The 21254-nt window shown below is 69.3% G+C and carries 23 protein-coding genes and 1 pseudogene; 16 read left to right on the top strand and 8 right to left on the bottom strand.

Annotation, left to right across the window (positions count from 1 at the left end; genetic code table 11):
- Positions 1–101 precede the first annotated feature (101 nt).
- From FB475_RS11250 to FB475_RS11240, 3 genes are read right to left on the bottom strand one after another with little or no spacing between them, the layout of a single operon-like run.
- On the bottom strand, positions 102–803 hold the full coding sequence (locus FB475_RS11250; RefSeq protein WP_141855087.1) for a GntR family transcriptional regulator: 702 nt from the start codon (positions 801–803) through the stop codon (positions 102–104).
- A complete protein-coding gene (locus FB475_RS11245) occupies positions 800–1312 on the bottom strand; it encodes a cysteine hydrolase family protein (protein WP_141855085.1) in 513 nt (170 codons plus the stop codon). Before FB475_RS11245 ends, FB475_RS11250 begins: the two co-directional genes overlap by 4 nt.
- A 3-nt stretch (positions 1313–1315) precedes the next feature.
- A complete protein-coding gene (locus FB475_RS11240) occupies positions 1316–2767 on the bottom strand; it encodes a purine-cytosine permease family protein (protein ID WP_185759199.1) in 1452 nt (483 codons plus the stop codon).
- A gap of 89 nt (positions 2768–2856) precedes the next feature.
- Between FB475_RS11240 and FB475_RS11235 the strand changes: the two genes are divergently transcribed.
- From FB475_RS11235 to FB475_RS11225, 3 genes are read left to right on the top strand one after another with little or no spacing between them, the layout of a single operon-like run.
- Positions 2857–3414, top strand: coding sequence for an NADH-quinone oxidoreductase subunit B (locus tag FB475_RS11235; protein ID WP_141855083.1), 558 nt, complete (start codon positions 2857–2859; stop codon positions 3412–3414).
- Entirely contained in the window at positions 3411–4232 is an 822-nt protein-coding gene (locus FB475_RS11230; RefSeq protein WP_141855081.1) for an NADH-quinone oxidoreductase subunit C, read from the top strand. Before FB475_RS11235 ends, FB475_RS11230 begins: the two co-directional genes overlap by 4 nt.
- An 11-nt stretch (positions 4233–4243) precedes the next feature.
- Entirely contained in the window at positions 4244–5176 is a 933-nt protein-coding gene (locus FB475_RS11225; protein WP_238332086.1) for a GNAT family N-acetyltransferase, read from the top strand.
- Here the strand turns inward: FB475_RS11225 and FB475_RS11220 are convergent.
- Positions 5167–6012: an SDR family oxidoreductase gene (locus tag FB475_RS11220; RefSeq protein WP_141855080.1), complete on the bottom strand. Its 846-nt coding sequence runs from the start codon at positions 6010–6012 to the stop codon at positions 5167–5169. The genes FB475_RS11225 and FB475_RS11220 overlap by 10 nt on opposite strands.
- 62 nt (positions 6013–6074) lie before the next feature.
- On the opposite strand from FB475_RS11220, the gene FB475_RS11215 reads away from it, so the two are divergent.
- The 10 genes and pseudogenes from FB475_RS11215 (at position 6075) to FB475_RS11170 (ending at position 15577) form a co-directional block, all read left to right on the top strand.
- Positions 6075–7022, top strand: coding sequence for a complex I subunit 1/NuoH family protein (locus FB475_RS11215; protein WP_238332085.1), 948 nt, complete (start codon positions 6075–6077; stop codon positions 7020–7022).
- Between the two features lie 90 nt (positions 7023–7112).
- The gene (locus FB475_RS11210; RefSeq protein ID WP_141855076.1) at positions 7113–7454 is read left to right on the top strand and encodes a YciI family protein; all 342 of its coding nucleotides are present in this window, start codon (positions 7113–7115) and stop codon (positions 7452–7454) included.
- The gene (locus tag FB475_RS11205; protein ID WP_141855074.1) at positions 7451–8647 is read left to right on the top strand and encodes an RNA polymerase sigma factor; all 1197 of its coding nucleotides are present in this window, start codon (positions 7451–7453) and stop codon (positions 8645–8647) included. Before FB475_RS11210 ends, FB475_RS11205 begins: the two co-directional genes overlap by 4 nt.
- A gap of 26 nt (positions 8648–8673) precedes the next feature.
- The gene (locus FB475_RS11200; protein ID WP_141855072.1) at positions 8674–9432 is read left to right on the top strand and encodes a methylenetetrahydrofolate reductase; all 759 of its coding nucleotides are present in this window, start codon (positions 8674–8676) and stop codon (positions 9430–9432) included.
- Between the two features lie 205 nt (positions 9433–9637).
- A pseudogene (locus FB475_RS37520) lies at positions 9638–9829 on the top strand (4Fe-4S binding protein); the annotation flags it as partial.
- A 137-nt stretch (positions 9830–9966) separates the two neighbouring features.
- The gene (locus tag FB475_RS11190; RefSeq protein WP_141855068.1) at positions 9967–10497 is read left to right on the top strand and encodes an NADH-quinone oxidoreductase subunit J family protein; all 531 of its coding nucleotides are present in this window, start codon (positions 9967–9969) and stop codon (positions 10495–10497) included.
- Position 10498: 1 nt separating this feature from the next.
- A complete protein-coding gene (nuoK, locus tag FB475_RS11185) occupies positions 10499–10816 on the top strand; it encodes an NADH-quinone oxidoreductase subunit NuoK (RefSeq protein WP_141855066.1) in 318 nt (105 codons plus the stop codon).
- A complete protein-coding gene (locus FB475_RS11180) occupies positions 10813–12579 on the top strand; it encodes an NADH-quinone oxidoreductase subunit 5 family protein (protein WP_141855064.1) in 1767 nt (588 codons plus the stop codon). The genes nuoK and FB475_RS11180 overlap by 4 nt, the downstream gene beginning before the upstream one ends.
- The gene (locus FB475_RS11175; RefSeq protein ID WP_141855062.1) at positions 12576–14129 is read left to right on the top strand and encodes a complex I subunit 4 family protein; all 1554 of its coding nucleotides are present in this window, start codon (positions 12576–12578) and stop codon (positions 14127–14129) included. The genes FB475_RS11180 and FB475_RS11175 overlap by 4 nt, the downstream gene beginning before the upstream one ends.
- Complete coding sequence (locus tag FB475_RS11170) at positions 14126–15577, top strand: NADH-quinone oxidoreductase subunit N (protein WP_141855060.1); 1452 nt, start codon at positions 14126–14128, stop codon at positions 15575–15577. Before FB475_RS11175 ends, FB475_RS11170 begins: the two co-directional genes overlap by 4 nt.
- On the opposite strand, the gene FB475_RS11165 is transcribed toward FB475_RS11170, so the two are convergent.
- On the bottom strand, positions 15555–16403 hold the full coding sequence (locus FB475_RS11165) for an arylamine N-acetyltransferase family protein (protein WP_141855058.1): 849 nt from the start codon (positions 16401–16403) through the stop codon (positions 15555–15557). The two genes, FB475_RS11170 and FB475_RS11165, sit on opposite strands and share 23 nt — an antisense overlap.
- A 76-nt stretch (positions 16404–16479) precedes the next feature.
- On the opposite strand from FB475_RS11165, the gene FB475_RS11160 reads away from it, so the two are divergent.
- The gene (locus tag FB475_RS11160; RefSeq protein WP_141855056.1) at positions 16480–17493 is read left to right on the top strand and encodes a lactonase family protein; all 1014 of its coding nucleotides are present in this window, start codon (positions 16480–16482) and stop codon (positions 17491–17493) included.
- Here FB475_RS11160 and FB475_RS11155 read toward each other — a convergent pair.
- Positions 17490–17786 (bottom strand): hypothetical protein, encoded by a 297-nt coding sequence (locus FB475_RS11155; protein WP_202878304.1) that lies wholly within the window; start codon positions 17784–17786, stop codon positions 17490–17492. The genes FB475_RS11160 and FB475_RS11155 overlap by 4 nt on opposite strands.
- Entirely contained in the window at positions 17783–18646 is an 864-nt protein-coding gene (locus FB475_RS11150; RefSeq protein WP_185759197.1) for a phytanoyl-CoA dioxygenase family protein, read from the bottom strand. The genes FB475_RS11155 and FB475_RS11150 overlap by 4 nt, the downstream gene beginning before the upstream one ends.
- A 102-nt stretch (positions 18647–18748) precedes the next feature.
- Here FB475_RS11150 and FB475_RS11145 point away from each other — a divergent pair, with 102 nt between their 5' ends.
- Together FB475_RS11145 and FB475_RS11140 are read left to right on the top strand one after the other, a co-directional pair.
- Complete coding sequence (locus FB475_RS11145; protein ID WP_141855053.1) at positions 18749–19528, top strand: AraC family transcriptional regulator; 780 nt, start codon at positions 18749–18751, stop codon at positions 19526–19528.
- Between the two features lie 10 nt (positions 19529–19538).
- A complete protein-coding gene (locus tag FB475_RS11140; RefSeq protein WP_141855051.1) occupies positions 19539–20270 on the top strand; it encodes a hypothetical protein in 732 nt (243 codons plus the stop codon).
- Positions 20271–20273: 3 nt separating this feature from the next.
- Here the strand turns inward: FB475_RS11140 and FB475_RS11135 are convergent, their stop codons facing one another.
- Positions 20274–21203 carry a phosphotransferase enzyme family protein gene (locus tag FB475_RS11135; protein ID WP_185759195.1) on the bottom strand — a complete coding sequence of 310 codons (930 nt, stop codon included), beginning with the start codon at positions 21201–21203 and terminating at the stop codon, positions 20274–20276.
- Between the last annotated feature and the right edge of the window lie 51 nt (positions 21204–21254).

Below are 21254 nucleotides of genomic sequence, written 5' to 3'. Positions count from 1 at the left end.
CGACTGCTTCTCGCTCGTGAGAACACAGTCCGCCCCTGAGGAGACCCGCCACATCAGCACAACTCCCTATGCCCCCGGCAACTACCCCCTTAGGGACCGGTTCAGCTGTTGTAGGACAGGCTCAGTTCGTAGTGGGTGGGGTCGAGGAGTTCGTCGGCGTGTTCGGCGAACTGGTCGGTGGCGGTCCAGCTGGTCCGGGTGGTGTGCAGGAACCAGGTGCCGGCCGGGCGATTCAGGTGGCCGGCCTCGACCGGGGTGAGGGGGCGGCCGCGGAGGCGTTGTTCGCAGTGGTCGAGGTAGAGGCCCGCCCGGTTCAGGGTGACGCTGATCGAGCCGTTGTCGAGACCGCGTTCGGACAGGTCGCGCAGGGTGTCGAGGGCCGGGATCCGGCTGCGCTCGAGCGAGATCGACGTACCGTCGGTGAGCTGCCGGACGCGCTCGATCACCACGAACGACGGCGATCCGAGGTCGAAGCGCGCGGCCAGGTCGGCGTCGTCCTCGAGCTCGATCCGGACCGTGCGCATCCGGGTCTCGACGCCCTGCTCGGACAGGGCGTGGGTCCAGCCGAGGCGCCCGTCCAAGGGCCGCCCGTCGAACAGGACGTACGACCCCTTGCCGGTCCGCGTCGCGATCAGGTCGTCCTCGGCGAGTACGGCGAGAGCGGCGCGAACCGTGTTCCGGCTGACCGAGAACCGCTTCGCCAGTTCCACCTCGCCGGGCAACTGTGACCCGGGCCGGACGGCGCCCGACTTGATCTCCCGGGCCAGTACCCGCGCAATCCGCTCGTGCTTCAGGCGGATCATCGCAACTGCTCCACGCTCACAATCTCCAGCATCGGCGCGTACAGCCGCATCACGTCGATCGCCTTCGCATGGTTCTCCGCGGTCGACCCGGCGCACGCCTCCTCGACCACCTGCACCTGGACGCCGGCGTCGACCGCGGCCAGCGCCGTACTGATCACACAACAGTCCGTCGCCACCCCGGCCAGCACCAGCCGGTCGTCGACCCGTGCCGCCAATTCGGGGCCCCAGGCACCGAACGTGGTCTTGTCCAGCGTTGGAGCGCCCTTGAACTCGTCCACCAACTGGTAGTCCTCGGCATCAGCGGGCTGCAGGGCGAACGGGAAGGCCTCGTAGTACCCGGTCCACGCGCCCGCGGGCTTCTCCGGCGCGATGAACCGCGTGAACACCACGTCAGGCGAGAACAGCTTGATCAGCTCCCGTACCGGATCCACCACCCGCCGGAAGTCAGGTGTCGCCCAGCCCGACGACGGGTCCGCGAAGATCCGCTGCAGATCGATCAGTGCCAGCACCGGTCACGCCTCCTGACGCCGTACGGCGGGCCGCCCGCCGAACCACTGCACGACGAACCCGAGCACCAGCGCCACGAGTACACCGAGGTTCGCGTACGCCCAGGACCCGCTCTTCCCGCCGAGCCCGACCGCGCCGAGCAGGTACCCCTGCCAGGTCAGCCAGGACGCCAGCGTGTTCGTCACCAGGCCCCACCCGATGCCGGTGGCAACGAGCACGGTCAGCACCGGCAGCCACCGGATGTCGCCGTAGCGTCCTTCCGGCCGGTAGAGGTCGTCCTCGGCGTAGTCGCGCCGGCGCGCGGCGATGTCGGCCAGCATGATCCCGCACCATGCGGCGATCGGTACGCCGAGCGTGATCAGGAACCCCTGGAACTGCCCGAGGAACTTCCCGCCGTAGAACACGACGTAGATCGTCCCCGCGATCATCACCACGCCGTCGACGAACGCCGCGACGTACCGCTTCACCGGCAGCCCGAGCGACAGCAGCGCGAGCCCGGACGAGTAGATGTCGAGCACGGCGCCACCGACCAGCCCGAGCACCGCGACGACCACGAACGGCACCAGGAACCAGGTGGGCAACTGCGCCGCCAGCGCCCCGATCGGGTCGGCACCGATCGCCTTGCTGAGGTCCTCCGACGAGCCGGCGAGCAGCAGACCGAACACCAGCAGTACGACCGGGGCGACCGATCCGCCGAACGTCGTCCAGCCGACCACGCCCGCACTGGACGACCGGCGCGGCAGGTACCGCGAGTAGTCCGCGGCGGCGTTCACCCAGCCCAGCCCGAAACCCGTCATCAGGAACACGAGCGCGCCGATCACCGCCTGCGTGGAGCCGTTCGGAATCGACGAAACCGTCGTCCAGTGCAGCTGGTCGGCGACCAGGACCAGGTACACGACGGTCAGTACGCCGGTGACGATCGTGATCACGGTCTGCGCCCGCATGATCAGATCGAACCCGAGTACGCCGCAGGCCACCGTCAGCAGGCCGACCACGATCAGCGCGATCACCTTGGTCAGCGCGCCACCGCCCCAGCCGAGGCGTTCGAAGACGGTGGCCGTCGCCAGCGTCGCGAGGATCGTCAGCACGGTCTCCCAGCCGACCGTCAGCAGCCAGGAGATCAGCGACGGAAGCTTGTTGCCGCGGACCCCGAACGCGGCCCGGCTGAGCACCATGGTCGGCGCCGAGCCACGTTTTCCGGCCAGCGCGATCAGCCCGCAGAGCAGAAACGAGAACACCACTCCGATCAGCCCGGCGATCACCGCCTGCCAGAACGAGATGCCGAACCCGAGCGCGAACGCGCCGTAGCTCAGGCCGAGAACGGATACGTTGGCCCCGAACCACGGCCAGAACAACTGGCTCGGTCGGCCCTTGCGGTCCGCGTCCGCGATCACGTTCAGCCCGTTGCTCTCGACGGACAGCGCGCGGGTCTGCTGCACCTCGACCTGATCGGTCATCTCGGCTCCTTCGAAGGACCTGTCCAGTCCTGTTCAAAACGACGGTAGGACGCGGGTCGTGGGCGGTCAACGAGTTATAGGCTGGCCACATGGCCGAAACCGAGCTGGGGATGCCGACCGTGCGGCCGGAGGTGGGTGCGCTGGCACGGCTCGCGCCGGAGCCCGTGCGGTACCTGCTGAACTGGGGCCGGAAGTACTCGCTCTGGGTGTTCAACTTCGGTCTGGCCTGCTGCGCGATCGAGTTCATCGCCGCGTCGATGGGCCGGCACGACTTCATCCGGCTCGGCGTGATCCCGTTCGCGCCCGGACCGCGGCAGGCGGACCTGATGGTGGTGTCCGGCACCGTCACCGACAAGATGGCGCCCGCGATCAAGCGGCTGTACGACCAGATGCCCGAGCCGAAGTATGTGATCTCGTTCGGCTCCTGCTCGAACTCCGGCGGCCCGTACTGGGACTCGTACTGCGTGACGAAGGGCGTCGACCAGATCATTCCCGTCGATGTGTACGTACCGGGCTGCCCGCCGCGACCGGAGGCGCTGCTGCAGGGCATCCTCAAACTGCAGGAGAAGATCGCCGGCGAGACCGTCGCGAGCCGGTACGACGAGCCGTCGGTGGGCGCGTTGACGCGGGGCCTGGTGCAGCCTTGAGTTCGGACGCGCTGCAGGCGCTGACCGGCGCCGGGATCGCGGCCACCGAGGCGGACAGCTTCGGCCCGGCGGCGGTCGACGTACCGCCGGAGTCCTGGGTGGCGGCGCACGAGGTACTGCGGGACGCGGTCGGGTTGACGTTCTTCGACTTCCTGAGCGCGTCGGACGAGCTCAAGGACGGGTTCCGGGTGGTGTCGCATCTCGCGGACTTCTGGGGCGGTGCGCACGTCGAGCACGTCCTGGTGCGGACGCTGGTGCCGCGCGACAACGCCGTACTGCCGACACTGACCGATGTGTACGCCGGGGCGAACTGGCACGAACGCGAGACGCACGAGATGTTCGGGATCGGCTTCGACGGGCATCCGAATCTGACCACGCTGCTGCTGCCGGAGGAGTTCGAGGGGCACCCGCTGCGCAAGGAGTTCGTCCTCGCCTCCCGGGTCGCCAAGCCGTGGCCCGGCGCGAAGGAACCCGGCGAATCCGACCACGCGCCCGCCGGCGCGCCGAGCCGCCGCCGCACGCTTCCACCGGGCGTACCCGACCCCGAAACCTGGGGGCCTCGCCCACCAGGTTCGCCCGACCCCGACCCACTGGCGCCCGCCGAGGCGGCCTCCACCCCAGCCCGCCCACGCCGCACGCCCGCCTCCGGCGAACGCCGCACCCGCCGCCAGACTCCCGCGGACGCCGCACCGTCCGCACCTGAGCCGGACCAGCCGGCGCCGCGGGCCACCCCGCCACCGGAGCCGCCCGCGTCCGGTGCGGGGCCGTCAGGCCCTCCTCAGGGCGACCCGCCGCCCGACAGGGCGGACGAGTCGTAGGCTGATCGGCTGTGATTCCTACTGCTGAACAGCTGGCTGGGTGGACGTTGGAGCGGCAGCACCCGCTGACGCGTACCTGGGTGGACGACGCGCGCCGGCTCGCGATCCTGGCCGAGGAGCATGCCGCGCTGGACATCCTGCTCGCCGAGGACCTCGACGTCGCGGCGCTGCGGGCGGCCCGGCTCGCACCGGGCAAGCCGGCCGGGTCGATGCTCAACCGTTGGGTTGCTGTTGGCAACGATCTTGGCGTGATGTTCAGCATCCGGTTCGAGAACATGAACCTGGCCAGGCCGTTCGTCGACGCGACCCCGATGACGCGCTCGCCGGAACCGCCCGACCTGCCCGCGATCGCCGCCGCGGCACGCGAGTACTACGGCATCCACCACCCGCTGTACGTCCGCCTCTGGACCGCGGACGCCGGCGTCGACGGCACCACCCCGGACCGCCGGTTCCTCGGCGCACCGATCAGCGAGCTGCAGCCGTACGACGTACCGCCCGGCCTCGCGCTCCGCCCGGCGAAGAAAGTCGACCACTACGACGACGCACGCCGCGCATACGCCGCCGTCGACGCCGACCACCCGCACCACGTCGAGGAAGCCACTCTCCAGGACCTCGACGACCTGCAGGAATCCGCGGACGACGGCCTGCTGTTCGACGTCACCGTCAACGGCGAGTGGGCCGGCTACGCCGCCGCGACCATCAAACCCGACGACGCCCTGGGCCTCTCGGCCTACGTCGTCCGCGAACTGGTCCTGGCCCCCGAACACCGAGGCCACGGCTACGGCCGCCACCTGAGCGCCCTACTCGCCCAGTCCCTCCCCGACCCCACCCGCGTCCTGATCGGCACCATCCACGCCGCCAACCACGGCGCCCGCACCGCCGCCCTGAAATCCGGCCGCCAAGACGTAGGCGGCTGGCTCCAACTCCCCCTCGTTCAACCCTGAGCCTGGGCGACATCGGCTGTGGTTGGTGGGCGGAACTCGGTGGCGTGCTCCGTGGCCCATTCGGCGAAGGTGCGGGCGGGTTGGCCGGTCAGCTCGGCAACCGTGGTGGTGACTGGTTCGGGGTTGTTGACGAGGGAGGACCAGTAGGCGACTGAGGTTTCGGCGAGGATGGGGTCGGCGCCGAGGTCGAGCATTGCCTGGCGGGCGGCTGCGTCGGACAGGGCTTCGACGCGCATCGGCTTGCCGATGGCTCTCGCGATGGTCTGGATCTGTTCGGTCTGGGTGAGCACCTCCGGGCCGGTGATCTCGTAGGTCCGGCCGATGTGGTGGTCGTCGAGGAGCGTGAGTACGGCGACCGCGGCGATGTCGCGTTCGTGGATCAGCGAGCGGCCCGCCGCGGGGGACGGGACCCGGACCACGTCGCCGGTCCGGAAATCAGCTGCCCAGTTCTGCGCGTTGACGGCGAACCCGCTCGGCCGGACGAAGGTCCAGTCCTTGTCCTGCAGCAGCTTCTCGACGTCACCCCAGACGCCACCCGCCGGCGCGCTCAACGAGGACAGGTAGACGACCCGCCGCGGCAGTTCGTCGATCACGGCCGCGGCACCGTCGGCGCTGAACGACGGCCAGAGCAGGAAAGCCGCGTCGACGTCTTCCGCGGCACGTCGTACGGCGCCCGGATCGTTGAGATCGCCCTGGACCAGCTCGACGCCGGACGGGAGGCCGGCGCGTTCCGGCGTACGGACGAGGGCTCGAACGGAGGCGCCCGCCGCAAGCAGTCCGTCGACGACGTGACGACCGACGCGACCGGTGGCTCCGGTGACAAGGATTGTTCGCATGCGACCCAGCCTCGGACCTGAACGCCGGTTGAGGTCAAGCCGGAACCACTAGGCTGACGTACATGCTTGAGTTCGTGGTGCGGGTGGTGGGCGTACTGGTCGCCTTCCTGGTGGCGCCCTTGCTGGTCGGGCAGGCCGAGCACAAGGTGATGGCGCACATGCAGTCACGGCTCGGCCCGATGTACGCCGGCGGGTTCCACGGCTGGGCGCAGCTGGTCGCGGACGGCGTGAAGTTCGTGCAGAAGGAGAGCGTGGTCCCGGCCGCCGCGGACAAGCGCGTCTTCGAGTGGGCGCCGATCGTCGCGATCCTGCCGTACCTCGCCGCGCTGTCCGCGATCCCGCTCGCGCCCGGCCTGGTCGGCGCGGACCTCGACTCGGGCCTGTTCTTCGTGCTCGCGGTGACGAGCATCGGCGTACTCGGTTCGCTGATGGCGGGCTGGGGCAGCGGCAACAAGTACAGCCTGCTCGGCGGGCTCCGGGTGGCGGCGCAGCTGATGAGCTACGAGCTGCCGTTCGTACTGTCAGCGGCGAGCGTCGCGGTGGCGGCCGGGTCGTTGAGCCTGACCGGGATCGCCCACGCCTGGAACCCATGGTGGTTGCTGTGGCAGCTGCCCGGCATGATCGTGTTCTTCATCGCCGGTCTCGCCGAGCTGCAGCGGCCGCCGTTCGACATGCCGGTCGCGGACTCGGAGGTGATCTTCGGCCCGTACACGGAGTACACCGGGCTCCGCTTCGCGATGTTCCTGCTCGCCGAGTACGCCGGCATCGTCGTACTCGCGGGCCTCACCACCGTGCTGTTCCTGGGCGGCTGGAGCGGTCCCGGGCCGGAGTCGATCGGCTGGATCTGGACTCTGCTGAAGGTCGCTCTGGTATCCGTCGTGGTGATCTGGGTCCGCGTATCGTTCCCGCGCATGCGCGCCGACCAACTGCAGAAGCTCGCCTGGCAGGGCCTCGTCCCGGTCGCGCTCCTGCAGCTCGCCCTCACCGGCATCGGCGTCATCGCGTTCTGAGGGGTTGGGGAGGAGCTTCTTCCCCAACCCGTCACGCTACCTGTCGATCCAGGGTGAGGGCGTTCGTGTAGGGGACGAGAAGGAGGAACGATGAACCAGTACGTGCTCAGCATCTACCAGCCCGACGGCCCGCCGCCCCCGCCGGAGATCCTGGATCCGATCATGCGCGACCTCGCGGTCCTGAACGCGGAGCTCAGATCCGCCGGGGTCTGGGTGTTCGACGCCGGCATGCACCCGCCCGAGACCGCGACCGTGCTGCGGGCGAAGGGCGACGAGGTCTTGGTCACCGACGGTCCGTTCACCGAGGGCAAGGAACACCTCGGCGGCTTCATCGTGATCCGGGTCGAGGACCTGGACGCCGCGCTGCACTGGGGACGCCGCCTCACCACGATCCTCGGCCTGCCGGTAGAGGTCAGGCCCTCGCAGTCGTGACAGCTGACCTCGCGGCGATCTTCCGGGCCGAGCACGGGCGCGCCGTCGCCGTGCTCACCCGGGTGTTCGGGGACCTCGAGATCGCGGAGGACGCCGTCCAGGACGCGTTCACAGCCGCGGTGCAGAAGTGGCCGGACAGCGGCGTACCGCCGAGTCCGGCCGGCTGGATCATCACGACCGCGCGGAACCGTGCGATCGACCGCCTGCGCCGGGAGGCGGCGCGGGCAGACAAACATGCCCAGGCGGCGTTGCTGCAGGCCCAGGCCGAACCGGTGGAGGAGGGTGTTGTGCGCGACGACCGTCTGCGACTCATCTTCACCTGCTGCCACCCGGCGCTCGCGCTGAACGTCCGTGTCGCGCTCACGCTGCGGATGCTCGGCGGGCTGACCACGGCCGAGATCGCCCGCGCGTTCCTGGTCCCGGAGCCGACGATGGCGCAGCGGCTGGTGCGGGCGAAGGCCAAGATCAGGGCCGCGGGCATCCCGTACCGGGTGCCGTCCGAGGCGGATCTGCCCGAGCGCGTCCGTGGCGTCCTCGCGGTCGTCTACCTGATCTTCAACGAGGGGTACGCCGCCTCGTCCGGCGAGACGCTGGTGCGCGACGAGCTCGCGACCGAGGCCATCCGCCTGGGCCGGCTCCTTGTCGACCTGATGCCGGACGAACCCGAGGCGGCCGGCCTGCTCGCGCTGATGCTGCTGCAGCAGTCCCGCCGACCGGCCCGGGTCGCGCCCGACGGCACGCTGATCCGGCTCCGCGACCAGGACCGCGGCCTGTGGGACCGCGCGCTGATCGCCGAAGGGCATGAGCTCGTCCGGAAGTGTCTGCGCAGGAATCAGCCTGGTCCGTACCAGCTGCAGGCCGCGATCAACGCCGTCCACGCGGACGCTGCGAACGCCGAGGACACTGATTGGCGGCAGATCCTGCAGCTGTACGACCACCTGCTGGCCATCGACCCGACGCCGATCGTCGCGCTCAACCGAGCGGTCGTTGTCGCCGAGGTGGAAGGGCCGGCCGCCGCGCTCGCGATCGTCGACGAGCTGTCCCTCGACAGCTACTACCTCTTCCACGCGATCCGCGCCGACCTGCTCGCCCAGCTGGGCCGCGACGCCGAGGCGCAGGCGGCGTACGCGACCGCCCTGACGCACAGCACCAACCAGGCGGAACGCGATTTCTTGAGAACCCGGATCCGGTAGCCGGACTTTTCTGTAGGGTCCGAGCCGTGTCCGGATTCGAGTTGATCTGCGAAGTGGAGCCGCCGACCCGTCCCGACCTGAAGAAGGTCCGGCACCAGATCGGGGTGCTCAGCGCGGTCGCCGACGGGTTCCTGATCCCCGACAACCACATCGGCCGGGCGACGGTGTCCAGCGTCGCGGTCGCGAACGAGGTGCAGCTGATGGGCGCCCGCGGCATCGCCTGCCTGAACTCGCGGGACCGGAACCTGCTCGGGTTCCGGCGCGACCTGCTGACCGCGGCGGCGTACGGCGTCGAGCAGTTCCTGTTCGTGCACGGCGACGATCCGGCCGAGGGTGCGCGGACCAGCCAGCTGACGGTCCGGCGGATGATCGAGCAGACCCGCGAGACGACGTACCCGGGCTGCAACCCGTTCAAGGTCGGCGCCGCGACCCGGCTGCGGCCGGTCCCGCGCTGGAAGGCCGAGGCCGACTTCCTGTACGTCCAGGTCAGCTACGACCTCGACGAGCTGCTCCGCTGGCGGGAGTCGGTCCGGCTCGACATCCCGGTGTACGCCGGGGTGATGGTGCTCGCGTCCACCCAGATGGCCCGCAACCTCGCTGGGCTGTCCCAACTGAAGATCCCGGACGCGCTGGTGGAGGTCGTCGACAAGGACCGCGACGCCGGCGTCGACCACGCCTGCGACCAGATCCTGAAGATCCGTGACTCCGGCGCCTTCGAGGGAGTTCACCTGATACCGGTCAGCCGTTACCGCCAGGTCGCCGCCAAGTTGGAACGTGAGCTGTAAGGGGTACCGATCGGCTAGTGTCCTGTTAACCGACGGGAGGTGGAGTGTGGGGCTGCCTGGTAAGGGGCTGGTGGAGGGGCTGAAGGTCACTGCGCGGACGCTGGCCCGGCGCTCCGTCACCGAGCAGTATCCGGACGTGCAGCCGGAGCTGCCGCCGCGCAGCCGCGGTGTGATCGCGCTGCTGGAGGAGAACTGCACCTCCTGCATGCTGTGCGCGCGCGAGTGCCCGAGCTGGTGCATCTACATCGACTCGCACACCGAGACCGCGCCGTCGGTCGGTGAGCAGGCCCGCGAGCGCAGCCGGAACGTGCTGGACCGGTTCGCGATCGACTTCAGCCTCTGTATGTACTGCGGGATCTGCATCGAGGCCTGCCCGTTCGACGCGCTGTTCTGGTCGCCAGAGTTCGAGTACGCCGAGACCGACATCCGGAACCTGACCCACGAGAAGGACCGCCTCCGCGACTGGATGTGGACCGTCCCGGCGCCCCAGGCGATCGACCCGGGACCGGCTGCGGGGGAATCAGAGGACGCCGAGTGACAACGGTCCTGTTCTCCGTCGCCGGCCTGGTGGCGGTCGCTGCCGCAGTCCTCGTCGTCACCTCCCGCCGGATCGTGCACGCCGCGCTCTGGCTGGTGGTCGCGCTCGGCGCGGTGGCCGGCTGTTTCGGCGCGCTGCACGCCGAGTTCGTCGCGCTGGTGCAGATCCTGGTGTACGTCGGCGCCATCGTCGTACTGGTGCTGTTCGCGCTGATGTTGACCAAGGCACCGACCAATCCGCTGCCGGAGCTGACCACCGGCCGCAGCCCGTTCGCCGCTGTTGTCGCCGCTGTGCTCGCGGTGATCCTCGGCCTCGGCATTGTGCTTGCCTTCGGCAACGACAAGATCAAGCCCGTGCACGGCGGATCGGCAACCGCGGTCGGGACCCAGGTCTTCAAGAACTGGGTGCTTCCGTTCGAAGTCCTTTCCGTACTGCTGCTCGCCGCCCTGATCGGCGCGATCGCCTTGTCCCAAAGGAAATTGTCGGAGCGGTCTGACACAGTGTCCTCCTCGGGGAAGGAGGACTGACATGCCGCTGATTCTGCCGCTGCTGCTGGCGGTGGTGCTGTTCTGCCTCGGGGTGTACGGCGTCCTCGCCCGGCGGAACGTGATCACGATCCTGATGTCGTTCGAGCTGATGCTGAACGCCGTCAACCTGAACCTGGTCGCCTTCGACGCCTGGCGCGTGGACGAGTCGACCGGCCAGACCCTCGCGGTCTTCGTGATCACGCTCGCCGCCGCCGAGATCGGCCTCGGGCTGGCGATCGTGCTGCTGCTGTTCCGCAGCCAGGGCCACGTCGACGCGGACGCCGCCCGCGACCTGCTCGAGCGCGAGGAGGCCTCGTGATCGCCACCGCCTGGCGGGTCGTCGGCGTCGGCTTCTCGTTGCTGGTCGTGCTCGCCGCGGCCCTGCTGCACGGCGTGACGCCGGGGACGACCAAGGCCGGCGGCATCATGATCGGCCAGGAGTTCTGGTTCTCGTACGAGTTCCGCACCGACGGCCTGACTGTCCTGATGCTCGCGGTGGTCGGGGTCGTCTCGGCCTGCGTCCAGGTGTACTCGATCGGCTACGTCCGCGAGCGCGTCGCGTCGTACACGGCGCTCGTCACGCTGTTCACCGCCGCGATGGTGACGGTGGTGATCTCGGACAACCTTTTCGTGCTGCTGATCGGCTGGGAGGTGATGGGCGCCTGCTCGTACCTGCTGATCGGTCACTACTGGGAGCGTCGCGACGCCCGGGCCGGCGCGATGAAGGCGTTCCTGATCACCAGGCTCGCCGACGTCGGGTTCCTGTTCGGCATCTTCGTCCTCGGCGTCGGGTATCACACGTTCCGGATCTCCGACCTGGGCAGCGGCCCGATCCAGTCGCACACGTTGACGATCGGCACACTGTTGCTGCTCGTCGGCGTGGTCGGCAAGTCGGCGCAGGTGCCGCTGCAGACCTGGCTGCCGGACGCGATGCCCGGTCCGAGTCCGGTCAGCGCGCTGATCCACGCGGCCACGATGGTTGCCGCGGGCGTCTTCCTGATCGCCCGGTTGTTCGACCTGTTCGTCAAGGCCGAGACCACGCTGACCGTGCTCGCGGTGATCGCCTGCGTGACGATGCTGTTCGCGGCGTCGTGCGCGATGGCGGCCGTCGAGGTGAAGCGGGTGCTCGCGTGGTCGACGGTGAGCCAGTTGGCCATCATGTTCTCCGGGCTCTCGCTCGGCACGCGCGACGGCCGGCACGCGGCGCTCTTCCATCTGCTGACGCACGCCGCTTTCAAGGGCCTGCTGTTTCTTTGCGCGGGCGTCCTGCTGCATCAGGTCGGCAGCGCCGCCTTCGTCGTGCTCCGCCGGTATTCGCGCCGCGGTGCGCTGCGCAAGCGGCTGCCGTGGACGTTCGTGACGATGACGATCGGCCTCGCGGCGCTGGCCGGCGTACCGGGCTTCGCCGGGTTCTTCTCGAAGGACTCCGTCGTCGAGGCGGCCTGGGAGAGGGCGCGGGACGGCTCGGTGGTCGGCTGGATCGTGCTGGTGTCGGTCGGCCTGACCGCGATGATGACCGCGTTCTACTGCGTGCGGATGTGGTTGTGGATCTTCTTCCGTACGCCGGCCCTCGCCGGAGCCGTCGGCGCGTTCGAGGACGACGACCCGATGGCGGACCTGGACGAACCGGACGCCCGCAAGCTGCGCGAGGGATCGTGGGTGATGCTCGCGCCGATGCTCCTGCTGACGATCGCCGCCATCGGGCTGGGCTACACCGACGGCGTGCACCTCAAGTGGCAGATCGCGTTGATCACGACGGTGCTCGCGGTGCTCGGCGCGCTCCCGGCGTACTCGCTGTGGAGCCGCGGCGCTGACCCGCGGCCGGTGCTGTTCGAGCGGGAGTACGGCGTCGATCCGGCGTACCAGCGGTTGTTCGTCGTCCCGGTGCGGTGGCTGGCCCGCTTGACCGTGGGTGGGGATCAGGACGTGATCGGGGCATACGTGCGCGCGACCGGACGGGCCGGCGTACTCGCGTCGGCCGGGTTCCGGAAGCTGCAGACGGGCAACGTGCAGACGTACCTGACCGCGGCCGTGGTCGGCGTGGTGGCGCTGGCGATCCTCGCGGGGGTGATCGGCTCGTGAGCCAGGCGTTGCTGATCGCCCTGCTGGCGGTGCCGGCGCTGACCGCCGTCGTGCTGTGGTCGTTGCCGGTGGTTGTCGGCGAGCGGGTCGCGGCAATCGTCGGGTCGGCAGTCTCCGGGCTGGTTCTCGTCGGCTCGCTGGTCCTGTGGTGGGACATGCGCCGTCCACATTGCCCATGTGTGACCCGGGCCGAAGTCTCCTACGGTCTGCCGCCGCGCACCCTGCCCGGCAAGTTGTTGCCGTACGCCCAGACCGACGTGTCCTGGATCCCGCAGCTCGACGTGCGGTTCCACGTCGCGGTCGACAGCATCTCGATGCCGCTGATCACACTGACCGCGCTGCTCGTCCTGCTCTGCTGCCTGTACTCACTGAAGATCACGCCGCGCATCGGCCGCGTCCGCTCACTGATCGCCCTGCTGCTGGTCATCGAGACCGGCGTGATCGGCACCTTCGCGGCCGCGGACCTCGTGCTGTTCTTCGTGTTCTTCGAGGTCGTACTGATCCCGATGTGGCTCGTGATCGACATCTGGGGCGACCACCACGACCGGCCCGGGCGCCGGCGGGCCGCGAACACGTTCGTGCTGATGACGGTGTTCGGGTCCGCACTGATGCTGCTCGGGTTCCTGCTGATCCACCGGCAGACCGGGACGTTCGACGTACTGCAGCTCGGCGAGCATCCGCTGCGCGGCGGACACGGGATCGCGCTCGCAGCGGCCGTATTGATCGCCGTCGGGCTGGCGGTGAAGATGCCGCTCTGGCCGTTGCACATCTGGCTGCCGGACGCGCACGCGAAGGCGCCGACGGTCGGGTCGGTGCTGCTCGCGGGCGTGCTGCTGAAGCTGGGCAGCTACGGCATGATCCGGATCCTGCTGCCGATCCTGCCCGGGGCGACGGCCACGATCGCGCCGTACCTGGCGGGCTTCTCGGTGGTGGCGATCATCGCCGGATCGCTGGCCTGCCTGGCGCAGACCGACGTGAAGCGCCTGATCGCGTACTCGAGCGTCGGGCACATGGGGTTCATCGGACTCGGTATCGCGACGATGTCGCCGGAGGGGCTGAACGGCGCGCTGTACGCGAACATCGCGCACGGCGTCATCACCGGCCTGCTGTTCTTCCTGGCCGGTGCGATCAAGGACCGGCACGACACCAGCGACCTGCGGGCGCTCGGCCGCGCGCTGTACGCCCGGCTGCCGCGGATCGGCGGCCTGCTCACGTACGCCTGCCTCGCGTCGCTCGGGCTGCCCGGGCTGGCCGGTTTCTGGGGCGAGATGCTGATCCTGCTCGGCGCGTACCACCCCGCCGATTGGTTGCCACGGACAACCTTCGTCGTGCTGATGGTGATCGCCGGGCTGGGCGCCGTCCTCACCGCCGCGTACTTCCTCCGGCTGATCCGGAACCTGTGCCAGGGCGATCCCGCCGAGTACCCGCCGACCGCGTTCGCCGTCGACCTCAGCCGGATCGAGCTCGTCACCTTCGGCCCACTGGCCGTGCTGACGGTGTTCCTCGGCCTCTGGCCGTTCACGCTCCTGAACGAGTGGATGTTCCTATGACGCTGTCGTGGACGGACTGGCAGGCGGTCGCGGTGCCGCTGGTGCTGGCGATCGGCGCGATCGCCGTACTGCTGATCGACAGCTTCTGGAAGAGCGCGCCGGCCGAACTGCGGCACATCGTCGTCACCTCGCTGACGAGTGCGGTGATCCTGTTCGGGATCGTGTTCGTCTGGGCGCAGCGGGACGACTTCAAGCCCGGGTTCTGCCGGCCGGCCGTCGAAGGGCCCGCGCAGTGCAGCCTCGTGTTCGAGCCGTTGACAGCCGGGCTGTGGGCGGTGCTGCTGGTCGGCGCGCTCGGCGTCGTCGGGCTGTCGTCGTACAACCTGCTGGCCAAGGACGTACCGATCGGGGAGTACCACTTCCTGCTGCTCAGTGCGCTGACCGGCGCGACGGTGCTCGCCGGCGCGCGGGACCTGGCCACGCTGGTGATCGCGCTCGAGGTGGTGTCGCTGCCGACGTTCGCGATGGTCGGGCTGCGGCACGACCGGCGCGGCTCCGAGGGCGCGTTGAAGGCGTTCCTGGTCTCGGTGCTGTCGACCGCGGTGATGCTGTTCGGCGTCTCCTACCTGTACGGCGTGACCGGCTCGCTGTACCTGTCCACGATCGCGAACCGGCTGAGCGACCTCGATCCGGACCGGGCCCGGGTGGCGTTCGCGGCCGGGTTGTTCGTGATCGTCGGGTTCGCGTTCAAGATCGCGGCGGTACCGTTCCACGCCTGGCTGCCGGACACGTACGTCGGAGCGCCGGTCGAGGTCACCACGTTCCTCGCGGTCGTGTCGAAGTCAGCGGGCGTCGGCGGGCTGCTCGTCGTCGTGACGTCCGGGATCGCGCCGGCTGGCTCGGAGTTGCGGACGGCGGTGGCGATCCTGGCGGCCGTGACGATGACAGTGGGCAACCTTGCGGCACTGCGTCAGGTCGAGGCGGTCCGGCTGCTCGCGTGGTCGTCGATCGGTCAGGTCGGGTTCCTCCTCGCCCCGCTGGCGGTCGGCGACGCGCAGGCCGTCGTCGGGTACTTGGCGGCGTACGTCGTGGTGACGCTCGGCGCCTTCGGGGCGGTCGCTGTCGTGCAGCGGCATCGTCCCGGCGGGTTGCTCACCGACTACCGCGGCATGGTCCGCTCGGAGCCTGGTCTCGCTGCCGCGCTGATCTTCTTCCTGGTGGTTCTGGCCGGCCTGCCGCCGGGGCTCGCCGGGTTGTTCACCAAGTTCGCCGCGTTCCAGGCCGTCATTGACGCGCACCTCGGCTGGCTGGCGATCGTGATGGCGCTCAACGTGATGATCGGCCTGGCCGTCTACCTCCGCTGGATCACCGAACTGTTCCGGCTACCCGCGGACAACCCGTTCTCCGTCGACATCGAGACCCCCGCCGTCACCATGCTCACCCTGTGCGCCGCGCTAACCGCCGTACTCTCGGTCCTCCCAAGCGTCATGTTCGCGCTTGCGACCTGAATGCCTCGTACTGGGACCACACGCGGCGCCACAGGGTGTCTCGGTCGGCCGCGGTGTAGTGCGGGAGGGGGAGCCGGAAGATGTCTGCGAGTGCGGTGAAGTAGTCGGCGGGTGTGTCGAGCAGTTGGTTGTCGACGCGGTCGGCGTACGTCTCGGTCAGGCCGATCGAGCGCAGTACGACGACCGATTTCGGCGTCCGGCGGAACGCTGAGGCGAGGCGTACGAACGGGGACGACGGGTCCGCGGACAGCTCCGCGTGCTTCGCGGCGAACGCGTCGAGCGTGACCGGGGCCGACTCGAAGTCCATGCCGATCAGGTTCGCGCGCGGATCGTGGTCGAGCCGCCAACCGTCGGTCTTCTCGGACCGGCGCAGACGCAGCGTGAACGGGTACTGCTCGGCTTCACCGGTCTCCAGCGGCATGGGCTGGCGGAGACCGTCGCCCAAGCCGGCGTCGACCAGCCACACGCGATCGGGGTCCTCGGCCAGGCCGGTGACGGTCAGCACCAGGTGGCTGCCGTCGATGTCGCCGGGGCGGTTGACCGTCTGTACGCCGCCGCGATGCATCGCGACGCGGTACCCGAGCTGGGTGAGCAGCAGCGCGAACGAGCCGTTCAGCTGGAAGCAGTACCCGCCGGCTTCGCGCGCGACGATCCGCTTCGCCACCTCCTCCGGGTCGATCGGACCGCCGGGCGTCAGCTGGTACTGCACAGTCTCGTAGGGCACCTGGTCCACGAACGCCTCGTGCAGCTGCGTCAACGCCTCCAGCCGCGGCGGGCCGTCGTACCCGCTGAGCCCGATCCGTCGCAAGAACGCCGCGGTGTCCATGCGCTTAGGCTAAAGCGCGCTCTACAGGCTGGACACGGGAGTGCCGGAAGCTCGCTGACCTGGCAGGGTAGGCGTCATGACTTCTGAGCGGATCTATGTCGGGAGCTACACCAGTCAAGCCGGCGGCGGGGACGGGATCGCGTTCGGCCCGCTGGACGGGCTCGAGACCGTGGCGACGGTGGCCGACCCGTCGTTCCTGGTCAGGTCCGCGGACGGCCGGTTCCTCTACTCGACCGACGAGACCGACGACGGCAGCGTCGCGGCGTTCGCGATCCAGCCGGAGGGTGGGCTCGAGCTGCTCAACCAACAGCCGACCGGCGGCATGCACCCATGCCACGTGGAGATCGACCCGTCCGGCCGGTTCCTGCTGTCCGCGAACTACTCGTCGGGTTCGGTGGCCGTCCACCCGCTGAACGAGAACGGTTCGCTCGGCGAGCGGGTGTACTTCGTCCAGCGCTCCGGCACAGGACCGAACGCGGATCGCCAGGAAGGGCCGCACGCACACCAGGTCGCGTTCGACCCGGCGGGTGCGTACGTGTTCGACATCGACCTGGGCTCCGACACCGTCTACTCGTCGACGCTGAGCGCGGACGGCGAGCTGGCCGAGGTCGACCGCCTGCACATCCACCCGGGCGCGGGGCCGCGGCACATCGTGTTCCACCCGACGGCGGGTGCGGCGTACGTGATCAACGAGCTCGACTCGACGCTGACGGTCTGCGGGTACGCCGACGGCAAGTTGCAGATCGTGCAGACCGTGTCGACCCGGCCGGCCGACTCGCCGGGCGAGAACTACCCGGCGGAGCTGCTGATCTCCGCGGACGGCGGTTTCCTGTACGGGTCGAATCGTGGCGACAACACGATCGCCGTGTTTGCGATCGCGCCGGACGGGCTGAGCGTCGAGCTGGTACAGACCATCGGCTCCGGCGGCGACTGGCCGCGGCACCTTGCCTTCAGCAACGACGGCACCCGGCTGTACGCCGCCAACGAGCGCTCCGACCAGATCGCGGTCTTTGCCATCAGCAACGGCCAGCTGACCGCTCGAGGTGAGCCTGTCAGCTGGCCGAAGCCGGTGTGCATCCTGCCGGTCTAGACGAGCTTCTCGAAGAAGAACTCGTGCTTGAGGAACGACACGTCGTACTCGTGACCCGGGTACGGCGGGTTCAGCTGTGACGCCTGGAACAGCCGCCACCCGTCCTTGAGCGCGTCGAGCCCGGTCACGTACGGCGGTTCGTCGGAGTCACCCGTCGTGGGGTGGGTCTCGCCGGTGCCGTCGTACGTCGACCAGCCGACCGTCCGCGAGTCGAGGGCGGAGGAGGCCAGGTAGAGCACCAGCACCTGCTGCCTCAAGCCTGTCTGGGTCGGAGTCTCGGCGGTGGCGGTCATACCATCTCCTTCTTGCCGGCGTGCGGGTTGTTGGCGCGGTCCGTGACCACCCGCTGCGGGCGGTTGCTGACGCGGGTGACCCAGTAGTTCGGGTCGTAGGTGTCGTCGCCGCTGATCGCGCGCCACAGCAGGATGCGGTTGTACCGCTCGAGCCGGCCGGTGGCGTTCTCGTACCACGGGAAGTTCTGCTCGAGCTCGGCCGCGACCGCGTCGTCGTAGAGGTCGTCGGTGTTCCAGAGCCGGACCTGACGCACGGTCGGGTTGAAGCGGATCTTGAACATGTAGCGGTCGACGTCGCTGTCGTTCTTGCGGCCGCCGTGCCAGATGCCGTGATGCAGGAACTGCACAGTGCCGGCCGGGCAGACCAGCCGGGTCTGGCCGAGCAGGTTCTGGTACCGGCCGGTGTCGGACTCGTTCGTCCGGCGCAGGTGGCTGCCCGGGACACTCAGCGTGCCGCCCATCTCCAGCGTCACGTCCTGCGGGTAGTACATCAGCTGGACGTCGAAGGCGTCGGTGCGGACGTCGATGATCGCGTCACCGTGCAGGTTCTGCGCCTCGCCCTCGTGCGCCTTGCGGATGTGGACCGCGTGGTGGTCGACGGTCGGCTCCGGACCGACCAGGCTGTGGATCGCCCCCGCCACCTCCGGCAGTTGCACCAGCCGCTGGACGAACTCGCTGTCCACGAACGCCTCCGACAGCGGTGTGCCGTACGGAACACCCGGAATGCCGTTCTTCAGGACCTCGATCGCCTGCTGGTTCATGTCGTCCGGTACGACGGCGTCCATCCGGAGGGCGCCGGTGGCGACGAAGTGCGCCATCTGCACCGAGGTGAGCAGGTGCTTGCGGTGCGGTTGGGGCATGAAGACTCCCTGTTCGCGGTAGTGGTCACTACTCCTCCATTCTGCGATCGGTCGCCGTTGTCTCGCGTGGGTTGTGATCACTACTAGTGGTAAATTCTCACCGTGATCGAGTTGCACCTGGCGCAACCGCCGGAGGCCGTGAACGTCGGCGCCGGCATCCACGGCACGCGTCGTCCGCGCGACGTTTTCCGGTTGCGGGACCTGTGGCAGCTGCACCTGTACAACTACTCGGCCGAGCTGACGCTGCTGGGCGAAACGTTCTCCGTCGCGCCCGGCTACGTTTCCCTGACCCCGGCCGGCACCCAAGTGCGGTTCGACTACCGCGGACGCTCCGAGCACCTGTACGCGCATTTCCGCCCGGTTCCCGTGGGCGAGCCCTCGTACGTGCCCGTCGTGCAGGACGCGGGGGAGGCAGCGCCGGTGCTGTCGCGGCTGCTCCGCTCGGCCATCGAGTCGTCGCCGTCGGGGTCGTCGCGGACCACGGCCGAGGTGTGGACGGCGTTGTGGCGGATCGCCGACCTGACCCCGGCCCGGGTCGAGGCGGGGCATCCGGCCGTCGCGTCGGCGATCGCGCACATCGAGGCGAACCTGGCGCAACCCCTCGCCGTCCCCGAGCTGGCGCGGGTCGCCGGGGTGTCCCACAACCACCTGACCCGGCTGTTCGTGGCGGAGACCGGTTCGACGGTGATCGCCTACCTGAGACGGCGACGGATGGCCCGCGCGCGACATCTCCTCGTGTCGTCGACGCTGTCGATCCCGGCGATCGCGGCGTCGGTCGGCATCCCGGACCTCCAAGCCTTCAACAAGACCTGCCGTCGTGAGCTGGGCTCCTCGCCGCGGTCGGTGCGTAATGCGGTGGCTGTGACCGGGTCGGGGGTCTAGCGTTCCGCGCATGTACGAGTTGATCCCGGCCGGCGACGCCCCGCAGTACGACGCCGAGGCGGAAGTGCGGTTCGCCGAGGACTGGCCGGAGTTCATCTTCCACGACGCCGAGGTGAAGAAGTACCGCGAGCGTCGGGTGTCGTACTTCCCGCAGTGGGAGTTCTACTACGTTTTGGACGGCCGTCTGATAGCGGGCTGCTGGGGTGTACCGCTCGCCTGGGACGGCACCGTGGAGGACCTGCCTGGCGGCTTCACGGACGCGCTGGCGCGATCGGTCACGTCGTACGAGGCAAACGTCGTACCGAACACGTTCGTACTGATGGCCGCCGCCGTACGCTCCGACGAACAGGGCCAAGGCCACGCCGGCCGAGTCATCACCGCGGTCCGCGACCACGCTGTCGCCAACGGCCTGCCCCAGGTCATCGCTCCGGTCCGCCCGACCCTCAAGTCGAGCTACCCCTTGACCCCCATCGAAACCTTCATGACCTGGACCCGCTCGGACGGCCTCCCGCTGGACCCCTGGGTCCGAACCCACGTCCGCCTGGGCGCCACGCTGCTGGCCCCGGCCCCCGCCTCCCAGACCATGACGGGCTCGGTCTCGGACTGGGAATCCTGGACCTCCATGCTGTTTCCCAGCACCGGCACCTACACCATCCCCGCCGGGCTGACCACTCTGGAGATCAACCGGGAATCAGACACTGGCCTCTACGTAGAACCCAACATCTGGCTCCGCCACGCCTGAGAGCTACTGCACGGCCAGGGCGGCCAGGCCTTGGGTGAGGATGTTCTTGGTTACTTGGAGGGCGTAGGGCTCGTCCGGGCCGGTGAGGGCCTGGTGGGACCAGCCGATGACGTCTTCGAAGGCTCGTACGTGGCGGTAGTAGTGGACGGCTTCCTCGTCGAGGACGTGCGGGCCGTAGCCGGTCAGGAAGGCTTCGAACTGGGCCTGAGTGGTGGGGCCGACGTCGCCCATGCCGCCGAGCATGAACATCAGGTCCTGTTCGCGCGGCGCGTAGATCACGTCGTCCCAGTCGATCAGGTGCAGGTGCTTGCCGACGAGGACGTTGCCGAGGTGCGGGTCGCCGTGGCAGACCACGCGCGGGCCGGTCGGCTCGGGCGGGCGGTTGTTGAGCAGGTCGTCAAGGATGCCGTCGTACTGCGTCCACACCGCCGCGAGCTCCTCCTCGACGTCACCTTCCGGCGTCTCGAGCCGCGTACGTACCTCCTCGGCCAGCGCCGGCGTACGCGCATCGATGTGACTGTGCTTCGGCAGCGCGTCCCGCAGCCGCGGCGGCGGCTCCGCGTCGTGCACGCGGCGCAGGAGTACGCCGTACTCCGTCCACTGCTCGTCCGTCAGCCCGGTCTCCGCCGCGCGCGGCCCGTCGATCCACGGCGTCACCGTGAGCCGCTTCTTCGCGTGCACGCTCCACAGGCCGCCCTCGACGGTCCGGATCAGCTCCGGTACGCCGGGCAGCCCGCAGTCGGCGAGGTACGCCGCGACTTGGTGGCCCGTGTTCGTACCGGCACCGCTCCACTTCACGGCGTACACATTGGTCGCCGTCGCCGCCTTCCACACCTGCGCTGCGACATCCGCCCCGAACGCCACCGGTGTGAGCTCCACCACCTCGAGCCCGAAGTCCGCCAGCAACCACTTCCGCATCAACGTCACACCCACGCCCGCCAGCATGCCCGCCCACCGGATGCCGAAGCGACCCGATTAGCGCCC

Origin of the sequence: Kribbella jejuensis, from assembly GCF_006715085.1 — a bacterium.
Lineage (GTDB): Bacteria > Actinomycetota > Actinomycetes > Propionibacteriales > Kribbellaceae > Kribbella > Kribbella jejuensis.
This window is presented reverse-complemented; position numbering and strand designations above follow the sequence as displayed.

Coding starts and splice junctions, on each gene's coding strand:
- FB475_RS11250 (WP_141855087.1), bottom strand. CDS start 803: ATGATCCGCCTGAAGCACGAGCGGATTGCGCGGGTACTGGCCCGGGAG.
- FB475_RS11240 (WP_185759199.1), bottom strand. CDS start 2,767: ATGACCGATCAGGTCGAGGTGCAGCAGACCCGCGCGCTGTCCGTCGAG.
- FB475_RS11235 (WP_141855083.1), top strand. CDS start 2,857: ATGGCCGAAACCGAGCTGGGGATGCCGACCGTGCGGCCGGAGGTGGGT.
- FB475_RS11220 (WP_141855080.1), bottom strand. CDS start 6,012: ATGCGAACAATCCTTGTCACCGGAGCCACCGGTCGCGTCGGTCGTCAC.
- FB475_RS11215 (WP_238332085.1), top strand. CDS start 6,075: ATGCTTGAGTTCGTGGTGCGGGTGGTGGGCGTACTGGTCGCCTTCCTG.
- FB475_RS11210 (WP_141855076.1), top strand. CDS start 7,113: ATGAACCAGTACGTGCTCAGCATCTACCAGCCCGACGGCCCGCCGCCC.
- nuoK (WP_141855066.1), top strand. CDS start 10,499: ATGCCGCTGATTCTGCCGCTGCTGCTGGCGGTGGTGCTGTTCTGCCTC.
- FB475_RS11170 (WP_141855060.1), top strand. CDS start 14,126: ATGACGCTGTCGTGGACGGACTGGCAGGCGGTCGCGGTGCCGCTGGTG.
- FB475_RS11165 (WP_141855058.1), bottom strand. CDS start 16,403: ATGGACACCGCGGCGTTCTTGCGACGGATCGGGCTCAGCGGGTACGAC.
- FB475_RS11160 (WP_141855056.1), top strand. CDS start 16,480: ATGACTTCTGAGCGGATCTATGTCGGGAGCTACACCAGTCAAGCCGGC.
- FB475_RS11155 (WP_202878304.1), bottom strand. CDS start 17,786: ATGACCGCCACCGCCGAGACTCCGACCCAGACAGGCTTGAGGCAGCAG.
- FB475_RS11150 (WP_185759197.1), bottom strand. CDS start 18,646: ATGCCCCAACCGCACCGCAAGCACCTGCTCACCTCGGTGCAGATGGCG.
- FB475_RS11140 (WP_141855051.1), top strand. CDS start 19,539: ATGTACGAGTTGATCCCGGCCGGCGACGCCCCGCAGTACGACGCCGAG.